The organism is Massilia varians (assembly GCF_027923905.1).
Taxonomy (GTDB): domain Bacteria; phylum Pseudomonadota; class Gammaproteobacteria; order Burkholderiales; family Burkholderiaceae_D; genus Telluria; species Telluria varians_B.
On the sequence record NZ_AP026966.1, the window covers coordinates 4,180,643 to 4,199,373 of the forward strand.

Here is an 18,731-nt window from a genome sequence, read left to right on the forward strand (position 1 = left end):
TTCTTTTGGGGTGTTGTAAACGGTAGCTGAGGCTGTTAACCTGCGTCACCATGTTTGATGACGCGCTCCATTTCCTCGTGCAAGCCCAGGAAGACCCTGACTGGGCCCGTCTGGGACAGCACTTACCTCACGAGTGGATCGAGCAAGCGGTTGCATACACTGGCAAAGCGAGCATTCGACAGCGTCGCTTACCGGCCGAGCAGGTAGTGTGGCTCGTCGTTGCCTTGGCGCTGTACCGTCATCAGTCCATCAGTGAAGTGGTCGATGACCTGGACCTTGCGTTGCCGGACGCGCAGGCGCCTTTCGTGAGCAAGAGCGCGGTAGCGCAGGCACGGCAGCGTCTTGGTGCCGAGCCACTTCGGGCGTTATTCGAGATCTCAGCAAAAGCATGGTCGGAGCAGGATCGCAAGCAGTACCTGTTCAAGGGACTGAGCCTGTTCGCGATGGACGGCACGACATTGAAGACTGCCGACACGGTTGAACACCGCGAGCATTTCGGCGAGCAGGTGTATCCCAGTGGTCGGATCTCCAGCTATCCGCAAGTGCGTGGCGTGACCTTGACCGCGGTGCCGACCCACTTGATCCGTGATGCGAAATTTGGTCCTTATGGAATCAACGAAATGCTCTATGCCAAAGAGCTGCTTGCATCGATTCCAGATGATTCCCTTACCGCCTTCGACAAAGGGTTCCTGTCGGCCGAGATTCTATGCGGCCTGACCATGGGCGGGACCAACAGACACTTCATCATCCCAGCCAAGGCCAACACCAAGTGGGAAGTCGTCGGCGGCACACCTGACGATGCCGTCATTGAAATGCGCGTATCGCCCCAGGCGCGCAAGAAGTGCTCCGACTTGCCTGAGACATGGCGCGTGCGCGCCATCACGATCATCGACCAGAGTGCACGCAAGCACGTACTGCTTACCTCATTGTTCGACACCAAGCGTTACACAGCCAAGGACATCGCCGCTTGCTATACCCAGCGCTGGCGGATCGAAACAAGCTATCGCGAGCTCAAGCAAACAATGATGGGCATGGCGCTAACCCTGCGTAGCCGTACCGTGGAAGGCGTCTATCAGGAAATCTGGGGAACCCTGACCGCTTACAACCTGATCCGGCTGGAGATGTCCAAGGCGGCACTGGAGGTGAAATGCGAGCCGACAGAGATCAGTTTCATCCGTGCCTTCCACGTCATCCAGTACGAACTGCATTGGGCAGCGGTGACCCGGTCATACGGCAAGTTGCCCGCTCTGATGCAGCGCCTGCGTCAACGCCTGGTGATGCTCTTGAATGAAGAACGGCCCGGTCGAAAACTCGACCGGGCCGTGAAGGCCTTACCTCATCGTTACACCGTTCGTGTCCTGAAGAAGGACCTTAACTGAACGGCATTAGACCGCGAGGTCGGCTTTTTTTATCCCAGGGGGTCAGGTCTGACATTCGGACACAAGCTCTTCCGTACTTACGCTCGAGGCCGTGTCTGAATGTCAGACCTGACCCCGGGTTGTCTGCATCAGGCCTCGGCCGGCACTTCGTAGGCGGCAGCAGCGGCCGGCTTCTCGCCCAGCTCGAACACCGCGATCGACTCCACATGCGAGGTATGCGGGAACATATTGCACACACCCGCCTTTTTCAGCACGTAGCCTGCCTTGTGCGCCAGGATGCCGGCGTCGCGCGCCAGCGTCGAAGGGCTGCAGGAGACGTACACGATCCGCTGGGGCATCAGCTCCTCGTGGGTCTCGCGCAGGTCGGCCAGCGCCAGCGACAGGGCCATGGCGCCGTCGCGCGGCGGATCGACCAGCATGCGGTCGAATTTGCCGAGCGCGACCAGGTCATCCTTGGTCACCTCGAACAGGTTGCGGGTCGAGAACGAGGTCTTGCTCGCCAGGCCGTTGGCCTGGGCGTTTTCCAGCGCGCGCGTGGTCAGCGCGGTACTGCCCTCGATGCCCACCACTTCGCGCGCCTGCGTCGCCAGCGGCAGCGTGAAGTTGCCCAGGCCGCAGAACAGGTCGGCCACGCGCTCGCCCGGCTGGACGTCCAGCAGGCGCAGCGCCTTCGCGACCAGCACCCGGTTGATCTGGTGGTTCACCTGGGTGAAATCGGTCGGCTTGAAGGGCATGCGGATGCCGAATTCGGGCAGCGTGTAGTACAGCTCCTTGCCCAGCGGGTAGAACGGATAGGCGGTATCCGGGCCCTTCGGCTGCAGCCACCACTGGATGTTCCACTTGTCAGCGAAGGCCCTGGCCAGCGCTTCGTCCGCCGGGGTAAGCGGAGCCATGATGCGCAGCACCAGCACCGTGACCTCTTCGCCGATGGCGACCTCGATCTGCGGCATCTGGTTGTAGATCGACAGCTGGCCGACGAACTCGCGCAGCGGCACGATCAGCCGGGCGACGTGGTCCGGCAGGATCTCGCAATAGGTGATGTCGGCCACGTAGGACGAGGCGCGCTCGTGGAAGCCCACCAGTACCCCGCCCTTCTTGGCCACGTGGCGCACCGACAGGCGGGCGCGGTAGCGGTAGTCCCAGGTCGGGCCGTACAGCGGGCGCATGATGTTCTCGGCCTTCACCTTGCCGAGGTGCCAGAGGTTGTCCTCGAGGACGCGCTGCTTCATGGCCACCTGGGCCGAAGGTTCCAGGTGCTGCATCGAGCAGCCGCCGCAGTAGCCGAAATGCTGGCACTTCGGCTCGACGCGCATCGACGAGGCGCGCTGCAGGGTAAGCATGCGGCCCGACTCCCAGTTCTTCTTCTTGCGCAGGGTTTCAAAGCTGACGCGTTCGCCCGGCAGTGCGCCTTCGACGAAGATCACCTTGCCCGGGCTGCCGTCTTCGTTCTCGAGGTGGCCGACGCCGCGCGCGTCCGCATCCAGGGATTTGATGTCGATGAAAATTTCTTGCATGCTGGTCAAAAGAATAGGGAGTGGGCGCAGGACTGGCTGCGCAGGGAGTTCGCAAATAAAAAATGGGCTGATGGCGCCCGGCCGGAATCATAACAAGGAAACGGGGTGGGCGCCATGGGAAGGAAGGCGCCGAGGGGCGGCCGGCGCCGGGCCGGCGTGGCGGAACTACTGGAAGGCAGGCGCCGTGCTGCTCTGGACGCCGTCAGCGTTCCGGATGTAGCGCAGCGACACCGGCGGCAGCATGACCAGGCGCTCCTTTCCGTCCGCACTGGGCTTCACCTCCCATTCGCACAAGGTACGCGCGACGCAGGCCATGAACATCCCGTCGTTCACATTCTCCGTACCCAATACCGACACCTGGGTCATCTTGCCCTCGGGCGAGATACGGCCGCCATACAGCACGACCGCCCCCTTGACCAGGCCGCCCTCGGGACGCGCGTAGCGGTCGATGCACTTGTCGGTGACGCGCCCGTACTTGCCTTCCAACTGACGCATTTCCGCCGCAAGGGCGGGATCGGCATCGAAGGGAACCAGCTTATCCCTCGCGAAATCGCCGCTTGGATCTTTCGCGGCATAGCAGGCTCGGGGTTCGTCAGCAAGGGCGGCGCCGGCAAGCAGGACGGATACAGCGAAGGCGATCAGGGTGCGCATGGGCGGTGGCAGGCGGTGGATAACAGGCCGATGTCATCAAATGCAGTTGCATGCAGGAACGTTTTTGGGGAATCTGGATCCCTGCGGGGAGAGATCATGCGCAGTGCATGGGGAGTGCGGTTTACAACAAGGAATCGCGCACCACCCCGCGCGCCGCCATCGCCCGCTTGAGCTTGACCAGCGCCTCTTGCTGGATCTGGCGCACCCGTTCGCGCGTCACACCCATCTCTTCGGCCAGAGTCTCCAGGGTGGCCGGATCGTCATTGTCCAGCCCGAAGCGCCGCGTGACCACCAGGCGCTGCTTGTCGGGCAGGCGCGTGAGCCAGTCGCGCACCAGGGCCGTCATCTCGTGCTGCTCGGCGCGCGCATCCGGACTATCTTCGCCGTCGTCGGGCAGCATGTCCATCAGGCTGGAGGTCGGGTCGTTGTCGAGCGGGGCGTCGAGCGAGGCGGCGTGTTCGGACAGCGCCAGGATGTCCTGCACCTCTTCCACCGGCCGTCCGACCAGGCTGGCGATGTCTTCGCAGGACGCTTCCTTGCCGTCGTGCTTCTGCGCCTCGAGGTGGTACTTGGCGCGCAGCACCTGATTCAATTCGCGCACCATGTGCACGGGCAGGCGCACGGTGCGCGCCTGGTTCATGATGGCGCGCTCGATGCTCTGGCGGATCCACCAGGTGGCGTAAGTGGAGAAACGGAAACCGCGCTCGGGCTCGAACTTGTCGATCGCGCGCATCAGGCCGATGTTGCCCTCTTCGATCAGGTCGAGCAGCACGACGCCGCGGTTGATGTAGTGCTTGGCGATCGAGACGACCAGGCGCAGGTTATGCTCGATCATCTTCTGGCGCGCCGCGAAGTCGCCGGCCTTGGCCATGGTGGCGACCTGGACTTCCTCGCCCGCCGTCAACAGCGGGCGGGTGCCGATCTGGTTGAGGTAGTGCTGGGTGGTGTCGGTGGCCAGCTCGGCCTGCAAGACCTTGCGCAGCTCGTCCACCGTGTCGATCTCGGGGCCGGGGAGGATGCCCTCCCCGTCAGCCGCAGCGGCGCCGCCGTGCTCCGGTTCGTCCGGAAACTCGTCCGATTCCTGCGGGTCCAGCGTGTGCGGCGGCTGCGTCATACCATCCCTACGCGTCTGTGAAAAATCGCCCTGGGCGTTTTTTCACACCCGCGGATTCTAGCGTCCCGGCAGGAACCTCGCTGGATCGACCGGCTTACCCTGCTGGCGTATCTCGAAATGCAATTTCACCGAGTCGGCATCCGAGTCGCCCATCTCCGCAATCATCTGGCCCTTGGCCACGTTGTCGCCTTCCTTGACGACGATCTTGCGGTTGTGCGCGTATGCCGACAGCAAGCTGTTGTTGTGCTTGACGATGACGAGATTACCATAACCCCGGATGCCACTGCCAGCGTACATTACCTTGCCGGCGCCCGCCGCCACCACCTGCTGGCCTGCACGGCCGGCGATGTCGATGCCCTTGTTACGGCCTTCGTCGAAGGTGGCGACGATGCGTCCCTCCGCCGGCCACATCCAGCTCAGCTTGTCGTCGTCGTTGGCGGTCACGATGCTGCCCGCGGCGATCGCCGGAGCCGGGGACGCCGGCGCCGGCGCGGCCGGGCGCACCGGTTCGGTGCGCGCGCCCGATTCCGGACGGGCGGCGACGCTCTCGGTGTAGGGCTGCTTGTCGGCGCGCGGTTCGGTCTTGCGCGGCGGCGTGGCCGCCGGCGGCGCCGGCACCGGCTGGGTCTGGACGTTGGCGGTGCGCTCACGCTCCGGCGCCGCCACGCGCAGGACCTGGCCGACCTTGATGTCGTCCGGATCGCGCAGGTTGTTCCAGGCGACGATGTCGCGGTAGTTTTCGCCGTGGTCCAGTGCGATGCGCAACAGGGTGTCGCCGCGGCGCACCGTGTACATGCCCTTCTCGGCCTTCGGTTCTTCGACACGGGCGGCCGGGGCCGGGCGTGGACGCTCCGCCACCGACGCACCGGTACGCTCGACGACCGGCGCCTGGCGCGTCAGGGAGTTACAGCCGGCCAGCAGGCCGAGGGCAAGGGTGAGCAGTGCGAAGCGGGGTAAATGGGAAGCTTGGTTCATTGTCTTTCTATTTTCTGTTCAAAGGCGGGACATCCCTGGCACAGCGCCAGGGGCGACACACGCCGCGGACATCGTCAGCCGTGGTCATGCCGGTTGGACCAGGCTCTTCAACGCCGGCCGGGCCGGCGGGGTTGACCCGGCAGGCCGGGACAGGCGGCAGCGCGCGGCCTGCCTTGGGCACGCCAACGCTGGCCACGCTAGATGGTGCCGGGGCGCAGCGGCACGAAGTGGCACGCTTCCAGCGTTTCGCTGGCCCACTCGCTTTTGCCGATGCGGGTAATACGTTCTAGGTGCTGGACCTGGGCGCCAACCGGTGCGACGAGATGCGCGCCGATGGCCAGTTGTTCGAGCAGGGCGCGCGGCACTTCGAGTCCCGCGGCTGCCAGGATGATGCCGTCGAAAGGCGCAACCTGCGGCAAGCCTAGCATACCATCGCCATATTGCAAACGCAGGTTCGAAATCCTCAGCGGCCGCAGGTTGGTCTTGGCCAGCTCGTGCAGCGGCTTGATGCGCTCGATCGAGTACACCTCGCGCGCAACGAAGGACAGCACGGCGGCCTGGTAGCCGCAGCCGGTGCCGATCTCGAGCACCCGGCCCAGCTGGCCGCCGGCCGGGATCGCGGCCCGCATCGCTTCGATCATGCGCGCGACGATGTAGGGCTGCGAAATCGTCTGGTTGTGCCCGATCGGCAGCGAAGCGTCGATGTATGCCTGCGCCGACAGGGCCGGTTCGATGAACAGGTGGCGCGGCACCGCTTCCATCGCGCCCAGCACGACGCCGTCCTTGACGCCCTGCTTGGCCACGCGCGCCACCATGGCGCGGCGCACCGCTTCCGACGCCATCAGGTCGGAGCGCTGCGCGACCGGCGCGGCGGGCGCGTGCGCCTGGGCGTAGCCCGGCGCACGCGGCGACGGCGCGGCCGGCCGCCCCACGCCGCCGGCGGCGGTGCTCGCATTGCGCGTCGCGGTCTGCGGCGTGGCCACCGGCGTGGGCAGCCCCGGCTTGCGGACGGCGCCGCCGGTCACCGAGGACAGCGGCAAGGGAAAGGTGCTGCGCTTGTCGCTCACGTCGCCGCTCATACGAGTCCTCGCAGCAGTTCCAGCTGGGCCTTGTGGGTCAGGTCGACCTGCAGCGGCGTGATCGATACGCAGCCCTGCGCGGTCGTGTGGAAATCGGTGCCCTCGCTGGCATCGCGGCAGGCCCCCGGTGCGCCGATCCAGAAGATCTCGCGGCCGCGCGGATCCTGCGAGCGGATGACCGGCTCGGCCTGGTGACGGCGGCCCAGGCGCGAAGGCGTCAGGGGGCCGATCTCGTCGTAGGGCAGGTTCGGGATGTTCACGTTGAACAGGAAGGGCAGCTCGAGCTTGTCGAAGCGGCGCTCGACGATCTCGCGTGCCACCCTGGCGGCGGCATCGACGTGGGCCCAGCCGGGATTCACCTGCGAGAAAGCGATCGCGGGGATGCCGAACAGGTAGGCTTCGGTGGCCGCCGCGACGGTGCCGGAATACAGGGTGTCGTCGCCCATGTTCTGGCCGTTGTTAATGCCGGAAACGACCAGATCGGGCGGCGCATCGCCCATCGCCGTCAGGGCGATGTGAACGCAGTCGGTCGGCGTTCCATTGACAAAATGGAAACCGTTGGCGGCCTTGGTGACCGTCAGCGGACGGTCGAGCGTCAACGAATTCGACGCACCCGAGCGGTTGCTGTCGGGTGCGACCACCACGATGTCCGCGATCGCGGACAAGGCATCGGCCAGCGCACTGATACCAGGCGCCAAGTAGCCGTCGTCGTTACTGATAAGAATTCGCATGTCAGCGATTTTACCTGAAGCAACGCCAGGATCGCTCGTCAGCCAGCCCTTTTTTGTTTCCTCATGGCGATTTTTCCTGTCAAGCAATGAGCAGTCTGTCAAGTAATTTTGTCGCTAATACACCGACAGCGGCGCCGTCAACTCCGCCCGCCTGGCACGGACCAGGGCGCCCTCCAGTGAGGAGACCAGGTCCTTGTTGAGCGCCAGCGCCGCGTCCTTGTCCCCTTCCCTCAGGTAGACCTGCTCGATCATGGCCGCCACCCGCTGGCGTAGCGGAAGTGCCACACTCAGCCATTGCACCGAGTGGCGCATGCTGTCGGCCAGTGCGCGCGCCTCCAGCCGGCTGTCCTGGTCGATCAGGGCTTTCAGCTGCGCGCACTGCTGCTGCAGGCTGTCGATCGCAGCGTGCTCGTCGGCGTGGCCGGCGCCCGGCTCGGTCTCGCGCACCGGGGCCGGGGCGCTGCGCAGGCTGCGCACGGCAGCCATGTCGCCCTGGGCTGCGAGGATCTGGGCCAGCGCCTCGCGCGCGCTCACGGTCGGCGCGGCGTGGGCGCCGTCGTAGCGCTCGCGCACGCGCAGCACGGCCTCCAGCAGCCGCCGCGCGTTGCCCAGGTCACCGGTCTCGCCGAGCAGCTGGCCGAGCCGCTGGCCGCAGCGCAGGGTGTCTTCGTGTTCGGCGCCCTGCAAGCGGCGGCACCCGTCGAGCACCCGCTCGAACAGCACCCGCGCCCGGTCTTTCTCGTGCTGGAGGTCGAGCGTGACGGCGAGCTGTTCGAGGCTGTCGAGCGTGGCCGGGTGCGCATCTCCCCACAGGCGCTCGCAGGTGGCCACTACCTGCTCGTGCAGCGCCAGCGCCCGTTCCCCCTCGTTCTTTCGGCCGAGCACGCTTGCCAGGCCGGAACGTGCGGCCAGCGTCTCGGGATGGTCGGTGCCGAGGAAGCTTGCGCAGAGCTGGGCCAGCAGTTCGTAGCGCTGGCGCGCATCGTCGAGCCTGCCTGCTGCGAGCTCGAGCGCGGCCAGCGCGGCATGGGCGGCGCGCGTGTCCGGATGCTCGTCGCCCAGCACGGCGCAGCGCAGCAGCAGGCACTCGCGCAGCAGCTCGCGCGCTTCGTTGGCGCGCCCTTCCTGCCGGCACAGTTCGGCGAGCCGCGCCAGGCAGCCGGCCTGCTGCACGGCTGCGGGCTTGCCTTCCTGCGCACGGGCGCGCGCGAGCGCGCCGCGCAGGCGCACCTCGGCCAGCGGCTGCCAGGGGAAGCAGCCCTGGGCAAACCATGTCATCAGGCAGGACGCCGGATGCGCCAGCGCGGCGCGCCCCGGGCCGGCGATGGCCACCGCCTCGGACACCGGCAGCTGAACTTCGTCGAACCAGCTTTCCAGGCGCAGCCAGCCGACGCCGTAGCTGCCGCGCAGCAGCGCTTCGAGGCGCGGCTGGTAGCCGGCCAGTCCCTGGGCGGGATCGCCGCGGCGCCAGCGCTGGCCGGCATCGCTGCGGGCGCCGTCGGCGGCGCAGGCGACCGGATAGACCAGCAGCGGACGCTGCTCCTCCTCGTGGGTGCAGCGGTAGTCGATGGCGCGCCGCACGACGCCTTCGAGGCCCTCGATGCTGCCGGGCGCCGGCGTGAACAGGCCGACCAGGCGGTCGGGAACCAGCACGGTGCAGGCGCTCACGCTCGCCGAGCGGCCGGCGCCGCTGGCCACCAGCACGTGGCGGAAATGCCGTGCCAGGCGCGCGGCAAAGCGCCGCAGCAGGGGCGGACAGGCATCGAACAAGGCCACCCAGTCGAAGCGCCCGGCGCGCTCTGCATAATCGTCGTCGAAGCGCCCCGCCCGCATCAGGTACAGCGGGGGGCGGCCATCCACGCGCTGGACGTAGGCGCGCCAGTCGACGGCGTCGAGCAGCGCATCGGCCAACTGAGCTGCAAGGTCGCCGCCGCAGTCGTCGCGCGCGATGCGGCGGCGGCGCAGCTCGCCGAGGAGCGCGCCGGCATAGTCGACCAGGCCGGGCGGATTGCTGTCCTCGGCCGCGCCGGGCGGCGGGCCGAAGTAGCCGTGCAGCGATGGAGAGGCGAGGTCCCAGTCGATCATCAGCACCGGCGCCCCGCCGGCGTCGGCGGCCAGCTGCTGCGCCATGGCCGCCAGCAGGCCGTTGCGGACCGGGCCGCCTTCGTAGGCATACAGGGTGGTGACCTGGCCGGGACTGGCCAGTGGCTGGAGCGTAGAGCGATTCTGTTCCATGTGACTCCTCGTTATTTTTTTGGGAAAGTCAGGCTTGGCATCGCGCGCCATTCTGGTGGGACATCGGGGAGCACGAATTGGTTGCAGTCATGTCCAGGTGGCGTATGCTTTTTTTGCTGGTGATAGTGCGTGGAGATGCGCTGCACCATCTTGTCGATGTCGGGCAGGAAGTCCGGATTGGACTTCAGGTCGCTGGTCGCCATGGTGAAATGCGAGAAGTCGACATAGAAGGTGTTCTCGGTGATTTGCGGCGGCAGCGATTCGGGATGCCGCGTCATGATCACCGGAATGATCAGCCGGCTCGGCAGCTCGTACCAGCTGGAGCGCTCGTGCTCGAGCTGGCGCATGGCCGCGTACTCGCGCCGGGTGTAGGCATGGGCCTCGTACTTGGGCGTGTAGATCAGGATCATGCAGACGCTCTCGCACATCGCGCGCGCGATCTTGCGGTCGAGGTCGTCGCCACCGCCCAGCTGTTCGGTGTCGATAAACAATTCGTCTTCGTTGTCGAAGTGAGGTTCGAGATAGCAGCGCAACGCATCGGCAAGGGCGGTCTTGAACCGTTTCATCAGGTCGTGCCTGCCGTGCGCATAGCTAAAAAAACACCCGTAACGGATCGCCATTGCCTGCCCCCCATTCCAATGTGCCAAGGCGGATTCCTTTGACTCTAGCTTCCCCGACCTCGGCCACTTTGCGGGCGCACAAGCGTGCTGGCGGACTCGGCAGCATGCCTGGAAAGTAGCGTGACATGCACCTTGAGGCATAATGCCGCCGATTAATGATCATGTATGTGAAGGACAGGATATGAAAGCCGTACGTTGCAAGGATTGGGGCCCGGTCGACCAGCTCGTGATCGAGGACCTGCCCGACCTGGTGCCGGGCGCGGGCGAGGTCGTGGTCGACGTGAAGGCAGCCGGCGTCAACTTCCCCGACGTGCTGACCGTGCAGGGCAAGTACCAGGTGCGCCCGCCCCTCCCCTTCACGCCGGGGAACGAATTCGCCGGCACCGTGCGCGCCGTGGGTGCGGGCGTCAGCGGCTTCGCCCCGGGGCAGGCCGTGATCGGTTTCACGCGCACCGGCGCGTTTGCCGAACAGGCCCTGGCCCCGATGGATGCCCTGATGCCGTTACCGCCCGGCATGGACTTCGACACCGCCGCCGCCATCACCCTCACCTACGGCACCTCGCACCACGCGGTGGTCGACCGCGCCGCCCTGCAGCCGGGCGAAACCATGCTGGTGCTGGGCGCGGCCGGCGGCGTCGGGCTGGCGGCGATCGAGATCGGCAAGGCCCTGGGCGCGCGCGTGATCGCGGCCGCCTCGAGCATGGATAAGCTGGCGGTCTGCCGCGACCACGGCGCCGACGTCGTGATCAATTACGAGAAGGAAGATCTGCGCGAGGCGCTGAAGGCGGCCACCGGTGGCCGCGGGCCGGACGTGATCTACGATCCGGTGGGCGGCAAGTACAGCGAGCCGGCGCTACGCTCGATCGCCTGGCGCGGACGCCACCTGGTGGTGGGCTTCGCCGCGGGCGAGATTCCAAAGCTGCCCTGGAACCTGATGCTGCTGAAAGGCGCGTCGGTAGTGGGTGTGTTCTGGGGCGATTTCGTGCGCAAGGAGCCGGCGGCGAACCTGGCGGCGATGCGCCAGATGCTGGGATGGATGGCGGAAGGGAAACTGAAGCCGCTGGTGTCGGCGCGCTACAGGCTGGAAGAAACGGCGCAGGCGCTGAACGACATGGCGGCGCGCAAGGTGACAGGCAAAGTCGTCATTTGCCCGTAGGGTGGTCGGCTCTGCCGACCGCGCGTTCAAATCACGTATGAATGGACGCGGTGCGATTCATCGAGCGATGGTTGAACGCGCGGTCGGACAAGCCGACCACCCGAACAACGTCGAGCGCAGCCGCAGGAATCAAGCGTTCAAATCTGCCGCATCCGCCATCGTCCCCGGGTGGAAGAACTCGATCACCTCCGACTGCACCCGGGTACGCTTGAACGGCGGCAGGCTCTGCCAGATGCGCCTGCCGTAGGGCTTGGTGATGATGCGCGGATCGCAGATCATCAATACCCCGCGGTCGTCCACGTCGCGGATCAGGCGCCCCGCACCCTGCTTGAGGGTGATGATCGCTTCCGGCAGCTGGTGGTGCATGAAGCCGTTCAGCCCCTGCTTTTCCATCACCTCGATGCGCGCCGCCAGCACCGGGTCGTCCGGCGGGGCGAAAGGCAGCTTGTCGATGATGACCAACGAGAGCGCGTCGCCGCGCACGTCCACGCCTTCCCAGAAGCTCTGGCTGCCCACCAGCACGGCGTTGCCGGCAGTGCGGAAGGAATCGAGCAATTCGGTCCGCCCGCGCTCGCCCTGCACGAACAGCGGAAAATCCAGCCCGCGCGCGGCGAATTCCTCGCGCAGGCGTTCGGCCACCTTGTTGACGGCGCGGATCGTCGTGCACAGGAAGAAGGTGCGGCCGCCCGCCGCCTCGATCACCGGCAGCGCGATGTCGACGCAGGCGTCGGTGTACTGGAAGGAATTCGGCTCGGGCAATCCGGTGGGCACGTACAGGATGCCCTGCTCGCCATAATTGAATGGGCTCGGCCAGGTCATGGCCGGCTCGCCGGTCAGGCCCATCTGGTCGGAAAAATGCTTGAAGTCGTTCTTCACCGCCAGCGTCGCCGAGGTGAAGATCCAGCTGCGCGGCGTGCCCTCGCGCTGGCCGGAGAAGATCGGGGCGATCGACAGCGGCGTCTTGTGCAGCTGCAGCGAGGAATTGAAGGCCTCGACCCACAGCACGGCCGCATCGTCGCCCGCCACAGCCTTGCCCTTCCTGGCATCCGGCTTCCAGGCGTCGAAGGAGGCGCTGAGCTCGTGCGCGCGCAGGCGGCAGGCTTCGATCGTCTCGGCGCGCGCGGAATGTTCTTCCAGCACCGTGATCATGCCCGACAGTTCTTCCTTGAGCTTGTCGAGCGCGGGGAAGAAGCTTGATGTCGGCAGGATCTGCGGCAGCGACAAGCGGGTGCCGCCTTCCGGGAAGGTCAGGCGCAGGTCGCGCGCGGCCTTTTCGACCACGGTCACGACCTTGGCCCAGTCCGGGCCGCGCGCATGCGCCAGGCCTTCGGCCAGCACGTCACGGCACAGCTCCAGCACCTGCGAGGTCGAGACCGACTGGCCGAAGAACAGCGTGGCGGTGTCCGGCAACTGGTGCGCTTCGTCGAAGATGATGGTGTTGGCCGAGGGCAGCAATTCGGCGACGCCGGTGTCCTTCAGGGCCACGTCGGCGAAGAACAGGTGGTGGTTGACCACCACCACGTCGGCCTGTTGCGCTTCGCGGCGCGCCTTCATCACGAAGCAGTCCTGGTAGTACTGGCATTCGGCGCCCATGCAGCTGTCGCGCGTGGAGGTGACCAGGTTCCAGACCGTGGCGTTTTCCGGCACCTTGGCCAGCTCGGCCTTGTCGCCCGAGTTGGTCATCTTGATGAAGCGCGAGATCTCGCGCAGGTGGCCGACGTCGTCGCGCGAAGTCAGGCGCCCGTTGTTCAGCGTGCGTTCCAGGTGGAAGTGGCAGACATAGTTCGAACGCCCCTTGAGCAGCGCCACCGAGACCGGCGCGCGCAGCGCGGCGCGGATGGTCGGGATATCGCGCAGGAACAACTGATCCTGCAAGTTCTTGGTACCGGTCGAGATGATGGTCTTGCCGCCCCACAGCAGCGCGGGAACCAGGTAGGCGAAGGTCTTGCCGGTGCCGGTGCCGGCCTCGGCCATCAAGACCTTCTGCTCGGCGATCGCCGCCGCAATGGCCTTGGCCATCTCGGTCTGCGACTGGCGCGGCTTGTAGGTGCCGACGTTGGGCGCAAGCGGCCCTCCCGCCCCGAACAGGCGGTCGAGTTCTTCGTCGTATTTGCCGGGCGCACGGGCACCGGCCGGGAGGACGTCGCCCTGTGGCGACGTGCCCGCCGGCTCGGCGGCGCTGACGCCGGGAACAGGGAGATGGTCGGTCAAAATGTCTGTTTCTTTAAAGCCAAGCAAGCGCGTCTAACAAAAGCTCAGGCACTAGGCTGGAATATCGGGCACCAGCTGCATCTTCAGCAGCGTAATATGATCCTTCAGCTGCAGCTTACGCTTTTTCAAACGGCGCAGCTGGAGCTGGTCGGCATGGCCGTCCGCGGCAAGCATCGAAATGACGGCATCGAGGTCGCGGTGTTCCACGTCGAGTTCAATGATGCGGCGCTGGATGTCCTGGACGTCGGTCATGATGGCTGTTCCAAACAGTTCTTTACAAAGCGTTTGCGGGAGCTGGGGCGGCGGCGCCGGCTGTCGGCGGCGGCACGTGATGGCGGCCATTTGTGTTCGGCTTGCAACACCACGGCTTCTCGGTGCATAGTTTAATCTACGCTGAGGTTGCCGCCAACAAAGATTGGCGCGGGCGCTACGGAAATAAAGGTTTATGACAACATTCAGGATCGAAGCGGGAACCGCGCAGCACATCGGGAACCGCCCGCAGCAGAACGACCGCGTTGCCCTGCTGACCGGTGCCCGTGCGCCCGGTTACGTGCTGGCCGTGCTGTCCGACGGCATCGCCGGCGCTGCGGGGGCGGACCAGGTGCTGCATACGGCGCGCCAGGTCTTCGACGAATTCAAGCCGGGCGACCGCCCCAGTACGGAGCGGATCATGCAATTGCTGCAGGACATCGTCAGCGAAACCCATCTGGTCATGAAGATGAACGCCATGATGCTGGGCGCCGGCGAAGGCCTGGAAGCGCATGCGAGCTTCGTCGGCCTGGTATTGACGCCGCATGGCGAGGCGGTATGGGGCCATGTGGGCGATTCGCGCCTGTACCATTTCCACGACGGCAAGTGCAGGCTCCGCACGGGTGACGCGGCCTATGTGCAGCACCTGGTGTCCAGCGACAAGCTGCCGGAAGACGCGGCCAGGAACCACCGCAAATCCAAGCTGCTGCTCAACGTCATGGGCAACAGCCGTAAGGAGCCTTTCGTGAGCTTCGGCAGCCATGCCGGACTGGCGCCGGGGGACGTGTTCCTGCTGGCCTCGGACGGCTTGTGGCATTTCTTCACGGATGCCGAACTGGCGGCGGCCACCAGCAGGGCCACGCCGCGCCAGGCCTCGGAAATGCTGATCAACAAGGCGCAGGAGCGCTCGCAGGGCAAGGGCGGGAACTGTTCGATGGCGATCGTGAAGCTGGTGAAGCCGGCCCAGGATGGCCTGGCGGGCAGGGTCGCACGCATCCTCTGAGCCCGTGGGCGCCGCGCGGGCGCCCGCCGACAAGCTGCCTTACCTGGTCGGCGCCGGGGTAGCCGCCCTGGCCTTCTCTTGCTCGGCCTTGCGCGCCGCCGCCTTGGCTTCGCGCTCGGCCACGCGCTGCGCGGCTTCCTTCTGTCTCTGCTCGGCCTTGCGCTTGCGCTCCTCGAAGGCGCGCACATTGGCCGCCGCCCTGGCGGCTTCCTCGGGCGCGCGGGCAGCCTCTTCCTTCGCCTTGGCATCGCGGCGCGCCATGCGCGAGGCGGCCGGCGAGGGCTTGGGTGGCGGCAGGGCCGTGGTGTCGCGTGGCGGTGGCGGCGGTTCGGCCGCCAGGCGCGCTTCCTCGGCCTTGTATTCGGCGTCGGCGGCGGCGATCTCGCGGTCGCGCTCCTCGACCTTCACGCGGCGCTTGAAGCGCTCCGCTTCGATTTCGATGTTGCGCTGGGCGTTCAAGGCCACCCGACGCCGCTCTTTCGCCTCGTCCAGGCAGTGATTGACGAAGAATTTGTCGTAGCAGACGGCTTCGCGTTCGGCGTAGCGCGCCTCGATCGCGGCGCGCTCGACGGCGACGGCAGCCAGGCGCGCGTCGGCCTGCGCCACCGAGGTGGTGGGATCGACCGTTTCCACCGCGGGGCCCGGCTCGACGCTGGCGCAGGCGGCCAGCGCCGCCGCGATCGCGGCCGCGGCAAGTACGCGCGCAGTGGTACGGCTTACTAGGTGACTCGTCATGGTGTCCTTTCGATCAGGCGATGGCGTCGGCGGCGCCGCGGCGTTCGGCCAGCATGTATTCGCGCGACTGCATTTCAATGATACGCGAGACCGTGCGGTGGAATTCGTTCGCCAGCATACCCTGGGTGTACAGCTCCTCGGGCTCGACCGCGGCCGACATGATCAGCTTGACCTTGTGGTCGTAGAACACGTCCACCAGCCAGGTGAAGCGGCGCGCCTCCGAGGACTGCCCCGCGGACATGGCCGGAATGCTCGACAGGATCACGGTATGGAAGCGCGAAGCCAGCTCCAGATAGTCGTTCTGCGAGCGCGGCCCGCCGCACAGGGTGGCGAAGTCGAACCAGATCACGCCGCCGGCCCGGCGCAGCGCGCGGATCTCGCGGTTCTCGATGTGCACGATCGGGCTCTCGTCGGCGGTGTCGGCCACCTTGGCATAGGCGTCACGCAGGGCGCGGTCCGATGCCGCATTGAGCGGCGTGTAGTAGGCCTCGACCTGCTCGAGCGCGCGCTTGCGGTAGTCGTTGCCGGCATCGACGTTGAGAATGTCCAGCTTCTCCTGCAGCAGCGCGATGGTCGGCAGCATGCGGTCGCGGTGCAGCCCGTCCGGATACAGGGTGGACGGCTCGTAGTTCGAGGTCATCACGAAGCTCACGCCATTGTCGAACAAGGCCTTGAGCAGGTTATACAGGATCATCGCGTCGGCGATGTCCGAGACGTGGAATTCGTCGAAGCAGATCAGGCGGTATTTCCTGGCGATGCGCTTGGCGACTTCGTCGAGCGGATCGGCCACGCCCTTCAGCTCGTCCAGTTGGCCGTGGACGGCGCGCATGAATTCGTGGAAGTGCAGGCGCGTCTTGCGCACCACCGGCACCACCGAATAGAAGGAGTCCATCAGGAAGGACTTGCCGCGCCCTACCCCGCCCCACATGTACACGCCCTTCGGCACGTCGGGGCGGTTGATCAGACGCTTGAAAGCGGACGACCGCTGGGCCTTGTACCGGACCCAGTCGTCGTACGCCTGCTGCAGGCGGTCCACCGCGGCGGCCTGGGCCGGGTCGGACTTGAAGCCGCGCTCGGTCAGCGCGTGCTGGTAATACTCTTGAACATTCATGATGAGACGGTGTTAACGTAGCGTGGGCGGCTCCGCCGCCCGCGCGTTCAACCGTCGTATGAACAGCCACGGAGCGGGCCGGGATACGTGATGTGAACGCGCGGGCGGGAGACCCGCCCACCCTACAAAAGCGCGACGCGCTTCTACTGCTTTAGAAGTTCAGCGAACGCTTGTCCACCGCCAGCGCGGCTTCCTTGACGGCTTCCGACAGCGACGGGTGCGCATGGCAGATGCGGGCGATGTCTTCCGACGAGGCCTTGAACTCCATCGCGACCACGGCTTCCGAGATCAGCTCGGAGGCGACCGGGCCGACGATGTGCACGCCCAGGATTTCATCGGTGGTGGCATCGGCCAGGAACTTCACCATGCCCGAGGTATCGCCCAGCGCGCGCGCACGGCCGTTGGCCATGAACGGGAAGGTGCCGGCCTTGTAGGACACGCCTTCGGCCTTCAGCTGCTGCTCGGTCTTGCCGACCCAGGCGATTTCCGGCGAGGTGTAGATGACCCAAGGAATGGTGTTGAAGTTGACGTGGCCGTGCTGGCCGGCGATGCGCTCGGCAACCGCGACACCCTCTTCTTCCGCCTTGTGCGCCAGCATCGGGCCGCGCACGACGTCGCCGACTGCCCACACGCCCGGCAGGCTGGTGCGGCACTCGTCGTCCACCACCACGAAACCGCGCTCGTCCAGCTGCAGGCCGACCGCTTCGCCATTGAGGCCATTGGTGTTCGGCACGCGGCCGATCGAGATGATCAGGCGGTCGAAGGTAGCGGTCTGCTCGGCGCCGGTCGAGTCGGCGTAGTTGACGGTGACGCTGTTCTCGCCCTTGGTGATCGCGCCGATCTTGCAGCCCAGGTTGATTCTCAAGCCCTGCTTGGTGAACAGCTTGTGCGCTTCCTTGGCGATCTGCTCGTCGACCGCGCCCAGGAAGGTCGGCAGGCCTTCCAGCACGGTGACGTCGGCGCCGACGCGGCGCCACACCGAGCCCATTTCCAGGCCGATGACGCCGGCGCCGATCACGCCCAGCTTGGACGGGACGGCATCGATCGCCAGTGCGCCTTCGTTCGACAGGATCAGCTTCTCGTCGAATTCCGCGCCCGGCAGCTGGCGTGCGTTCGAACCGGTCGCGATGACCACGTTCTTGGCAGTCAGGGTGTCGGTGGTCGGACCCGTCACGTTGACGGTGTAGCCGCCCTCAGCCTTGCCGGCGAACGAACCCAGGCCGTGGAAGAAGGTGACCTTGTTCTTCTTGAACAGGAACAGGATGCCGTCGTTGTTCTGCTTGACGATGGTGTCCTTGCGCTTGAGCATGGTCGGCAGGTCGAGTTCCAGGCCGCCGACCTTGATGCCGTGGTCGGCAAAGGCGTGACCGGCGTGCTCGAAGTGCTCCGACGACTGCAGCAGGGCCTTCGACGGGATGCAGCCGACGTTGGTGCAGGTGCCGCCCGGGGCCGGCTTGCCGGCCGCGTTGCTCCACGCGTCGATGCAAGCGGTCTTGAAGCCGAGCTGCGCTGCACGGATGGCGGCGATGTAGCCGCCTGGGCCGCCGCCGATCACGACGACGTCGAATTGTTTCTCGTTACTCATGAATAGCTTCCTTATTTATTCTTCTGGGACAAAGATCCACAGCGCCAGATAGGCCAGCGCCCCGACACCGGAGGTCACGAAGGTGAGCAGCACGAACACGAGGCGCCAGGCATAGATGTCCATGCCGAAGCCGGCGCTCAGGGCGCCGCAGACGCCGCCCAGCCAGCGGTCGCGGCGGGTGCGGCGCAGGGACTTGAGCTTCGCCTCGAAGCTGCCGGGCGGCGGGCCGAAACCGGCGCCGGCGCTGCCGCGGCCCTCCTTCTCCAGGCTGACCTTTTCGCTGGCCAGCACTTTCGCCTTGGCCTGCTCGAATTCGGCGTCGGAGAGCGCGCCGGCCTGGTGCAGTTCGTGCAAACGCCGGATTTCATCGGAGATCATGGCGG

At 66.1% G+C, this 18,731-nt stretch carries 17 protein-coding genes; 3 read left to right on the forward strand and 14 right to left on the reverse strand.

Annotated features, from left to right (window positions below):
• Window positions 1–50 precede the first annotated feature (50 nt).
• Entirely contained in the window at window positions 51–1,379 is a 1,329-nt protein-coding gene (locus MasN3_RS18865; protein WP_281909090.1) for an IS4 family transposase, read from the forward strand.
• A 128-nt stretch (window positions 1,380–1,507) separates the two neighbouring features.
• Here the strand turns inward: MasN3_RS18865 and rlmD are convergent, their stop codons facing one another.
• The 8 genes from rlmD to MasN3_RS18905 form a co-directional block, all read right to left on the reverse strand.
• Window positions 1,508–2,893: a 23S rRNA (uracil(1939)-C(5))-methyltransferase RlmD gene (rlmD, locus tag MasN3_RS18870; protein WP_281909262.1), complete on the reverse strand. Its 1,386-nt coding sequence runs from the start codon at window positions 2,891–2,893 to the stop codon at window positions 1,508–1,510.
• Between the two features lie 165 nt (window positions 2,894–3,058).
• The gene (locus MasN3_RS18875) at window positions 3,059–3,544 is read right to left on the reverse strand and encodes a hypothetical protein (protein ID WP_281909264.1); all 486 of its coding nucleotides are present in this window, start codon (window positions 3,542–3,544) and stop codon (window positions 3,059–3,061) included.
• 121 nt (window positions 3,545–3,665) lie between these two features.
• Window positions 3,666–4,658, reverse strand: a complete 993-nt coding sequence (gene rpoS / locus MasN3_RS18880) for an RNA polymerase sigma factor RpoS (protein WP_281909265.1) — start codon at window positions 4,656–4,658, stop codon at window positions 3,666–3,668.
• Between the two features lie 57 nt (window positions 4,659–4,715).
• Entirely contained in the window at window positions 4,716–5,633 is a 918-nt protein-coding gene (locus MasN3_RS18885; protein ID WP_281909267.1) for a peptidoglycan DD-metalloendopeptidase family protein, read from the reverse strand.
• A 197-nt stretch (window positions 5,634–5,830) separates the two neighbouring features.
• Window positions 5,831–6,700: a protein-L-isoaspartate(D-aspartate) O-methyltransferase gene (locus MasN3_RS18890; protein WP_281914546.1), complete on the reverse strand. Its 870-nt coding sequence runs from the start codon at window positions 6,698–6,700 to the stop codon at window positions 5,831–5,833.
• An 8-nt stretch (window positions 6,701–6,708) separates the two neighbouring features.
• Window positions 6,709–7,443 (reverse strand): 5'/3'-nucleotidase SurE, encoded by a 735-nt coding sequence (gene surE / locus MasN3_RS18895; RefSeq protein WP_281909269.1) that lies wholly within the window; start codon window positions 7,441–7,443, stop codon window positions 6,709–6,711.
• 114 nt (window positions 7,444–7,557) lie between these two features.
• Window positions 7,558–9,678 carry a tetratricopeptide repeat protein gene (locus tag MasN3_RS18900; RefSeq protein WP_281909270.1) on the reverse strand — a complete coding sequence of 707 codons (2,121 nt, stop codon included), beginning with the start codon at window positions 9,676–9,678 and terminating at the stop codon, window positions 7,558–7,560.
• Window positions 9,679–9,689: 11 nt separating this feature from the next.
• On the reverse strand, window positions 9,690–10,298 hold the full coding sequence (locus MasN3_RS18905; protein WP_281914547.1) for a toll/interleukin-1 receptor domain-containing protein: 609 nt from the start codon (window positions 10,296–10,298) through the stop codon (window positions 9,690–9,692).
• A 181-nt stretch (window positions 10,299–10,479) separates the two neighbouring features.
• On the opposite strand from MasN3_RS18905, the gene MasN3_RS18910 reads away from it, so the two are divergent.
• The gene (locus MasN3_RS18910) at window positions 10,480–11,454 is read left to right on the forward strand and encodes an NADPH:quinone oxidoreductase family protein (RefSeq protein ID WP_281909272.1); all 975 of its coding nucleotides are present in this window, start codon (window positions 10,480–10,482) and stop codon (window positions 11,452–11,454) included.
• 129 nt (window positions 11,455–11,583) lie between these two features.
• Here the strand turns inward: MasN3_RS18910 and MasN3_RS18915 are convergent, their stop codons facing one another.
• Window positions 11,584–13,665, reverse strand: coding sequence for an ATP-dependent DNA helicase (locus tag MasN3_RS18915; RefSeq protein ID WP_281909274.1), 2,082 nt, complete (start codon window positions 13,663–13,665; stop codon window positions 11,584–11,586).
• Window positions 13,666–13,716: 51 nt separating this feature from the next.
• Window positions 13,717–13,917 (reverse strand): YdcH family protein, encoded by a 201-nt coding sequence (locus tag MasN3_RS18920; protein WP_027867157.1) that lies wholly within the window; start codon window positions 13,915–13,917, stop codon window positions 13,717–13,719.
• 193 nt (window positions 13,918–14,110) lie between these two features.
• Between MasN3_RS18920 and MasN3_RS18925 the strand changes: the two genes are divergently transcribed.
• Entirely contained in the window at window positions 14,111–14,917 is an 807-nt protein-coding gene (locus MasN3_RS18925; protein ID WP_281909276.1) for a PP2C family protein-serine/threonine phosphatase, read from the forward strand.
• Window positions 14,918–14,956: 39 nt separating this feature from the next.
• Here MasN3_RS18925 and MasN3_RS18930 read toward each other — a convergent pair whose 3' ends face one another.
• The 4 genes from MasN3_RS18930 to MasN3_RS18945 form a co-directional block, all read right to left on the reverse strand.
• Window positions 14,957–15,652 (reverse strand): hypothetical protein, encoded by a 696-nt coding sequence (locus MasN3_RS18930; protein WP_281909278.1) that lies wholly within the window; start codon window positions 15,650–15,652, stop codon window positions 14,957–14,959.
• Between the two features lie 13 nt (window positions 15,653–15,665).
• Window positions 15,666–16,763: a cell division protein ZapE gene (gene zapE / locus MasN3_RS18935; protein WP_281909280.1), complete on the reverse strand. Its 1,098-nt coding sequence runs from the start codon at window positions 16,761–16,763 to the stop codon at window positions 15,666–15,668.
• A 151-nt stretch (window positions 16,764–16,914) separates the two neighbouring features.
• On the reverse strand, window positions 16,915–18,348 hold the full coding sequence (gene lpdA / locus MasN3_RS18940) for a dihydrolipoyl dehydrogenase (RefSeq protein WP_281909282.1): 1,434 nt from the start codon (window positions 18,346–18,348) through the stop codon (window positions 16,915–16,917).
• Window positions 18,349–18,363: 15 nt separating this feature from the next.
• Window positions 18,364–18,726, reverse strand: coding sequence for a PspC domain-containing protein (locus MasN3_RS18945; protein WP_281909283.1), 363 nt, complete (start codon window positions 18,724–18,726; stop codon window positions 18,364–18,366).
• Between the last annotated feature and the right edge of the window lie 5 nt (window positions 18,727–18,731).